The sequence below is a fragment of the Micromonospora sp. NPDC003776 genome (assembly GCF_053605645.1).
Map to the genome: position 1 here is coordinate 1 of NZ_JBSGJR010000879.1, position 1,820 is coordinate 1,820.

A 1,820-nucleotide genomic window follows, 5' to 3' on the forward strand; every position below is an offset into this window, starting at 1 on the left:
GCTCGCCCGGCGGCGCCTCGCCGCGTCCGAGCCCGGGCGTGCCCCGGTGGCCGCCGCCATGACGGCCGGTCTCGGCATGGTGCTGTTCGCTCTTTCGGCAGTGGCGGCCACCCGTACGACGGTCGAGGACCGGGTCGCGGCGCGTTCCGGTGCGGAGGTGGTCGCCGCCATCGAAGGCGCCTGGCAACTCGACGATCACCCGGTGCGCGAACCACCGCTGCCGAAGCCCGGCGAGCCGGCGCCGACCGGGCCCGTGCCCGGGGTTCGCACACCGCCCTTGCCGCCCCGCACCACGCTGGTCTGGCGGATCGACGTGACGAACGCGGCGACGTTCGGTACCCAGCACCTGCTCGTCGTCGACCCGGCCTCGTTCGTCGGCGCCGCCGCCTGGGGTCAGGGACCGGATCTGGTCCGGGCTCGCCGCGCGCTGAGCCGGCTCGCCGCCGACGCCCGGAGCATCGGCCCCGATTCGCCGACCGCCCTGCCGGCTGTCGCCGTCGGCGTCGACGGGACCGCCGCGGGGGACGTCATCCAGGTCGAGGCCGGACCGTGGCGCGAACGCCTGCGGATCGTGGACACCGTCGACGTGTTTCCCCGCTACGCCGGGGAACCGATGTACGTGGTGCCCGGCGGGCCGGCGTTCCCGACGTTCGGTCCGGTCGACCCCCGGCTCGCGCCCCGCGACAACCTGGCGACCGGGCTGTTCGCTCGTACCGAGCTGTGGGGCACGTCGGACGTGGCCGTTGACGCCGTGCTGAGCGCCCATGGCGTGCAGCCGCGCCAGCTCGACACCGCGCAGCAGCTGCGTCGCCGCGACATCTTCGTCGCCGCTCAGCAGGCGGGCAGCTACCAGGTGGCCGTCGGCAGCTGCCTGGCGCTGCTCGCGGTGCTGGCGCTCTGCGTCCACGCCCAGCGCCGCGCGGCCGCCGATCGGCCGGGCGACCTGATGCTCGCCCGGCTCGGCTTCGGGCGGTCCCGGGTGCTGCTGTCCCGGGCGGTCGAGCAGCTGGCCGTCGCGGCCCTGGCGCTGGTGTGTGCCGTGTCGGGGCTGCTGCTGCTCAGCCCGTTGGCCGGTCGGCTGCTCGACGTCGCCCCGGAGGAGGCACCCGCGTTCCGGCTCGTCCTCACGCCGTCGGCAGTCCTGGTCGCCACCCTGGCGGCGCTGGTCGCGGCGGGGGCGGCGACCGCGCTCAGCCTCCAGCGTGCCGGTCGAGGCGAGGAGGAGGCGTATCGCACCGATGCCTGACCACGTCACCGCGCCGTTGCTCGTCGGCGCCGAGCTGCTGCAGCTCTACCCGACCTCCACGGGGGCCACCCAGGCGTTGCGCGGGGTCGACGTACGGATCCGGTCCGGAACGCTGACCGCGATCACCGGACCGTCCGGCAGCGGGAAGTCCACTCTGCTTGCAATCCTCGCCCTGCGCGAACGGCCGGCCGGTGGCGCCCTGCGCCACCGCGGCGAGCCGGTCGCCGCGCTGACCCGTCGGCAGTTGCAGCGGCTGCGGCGACGCCACATCGGCTACATCGCCCAACGTCCGGCGCACGGCCTCCATCCCCAACTGACCGCCCGCCGCCAGGTCGAGCAGGCGGCGTGGCTGCGCGGCGTGCGGGTCGATCCGGCCGAGGTGCTGGGCGAGCTGGACCTTTCGCACCGGATGGCGGCGCCGCCGACCGCCATGTCCGGCGGGGAGCAGCAACGGCTCGCTGTGGCGGCGGCCTGCGTCGGTCCGCCGGACCTGGTGGTCGCCGACGAACCGACCGCCGAACTCGACGACGCGACCGCGGACCTCGTGCTCGCCCGGCTCCGGCGCTGCGCCCAG

At 75.7% G+C, this 1,820-nt stretch carries 2 protein-coding genes; both read left to right on the forward strand.

The features are described 5' to 3' along the window. Positions 1-1,246, forward strand: a 1,246-nt coding sequence (locus ACWEVO_RS36010; protein WP_452311866.1) for a hypothetical protein, incomplete at its 5' end; no start/stop codon positions are given. Next, positions 1,239-1,820, forward strand: a 582-nt coding sequence (locus ACWEVO_RS36015; protein WP_452311867.1) for an ABC transporter ATP-binding protein, incomplete at its 3' end; no start/stop codon positions are given. The genes ACWEVO_RS36010 and ACWEVO_RS36015, both read left to right, overlap by 8 nt.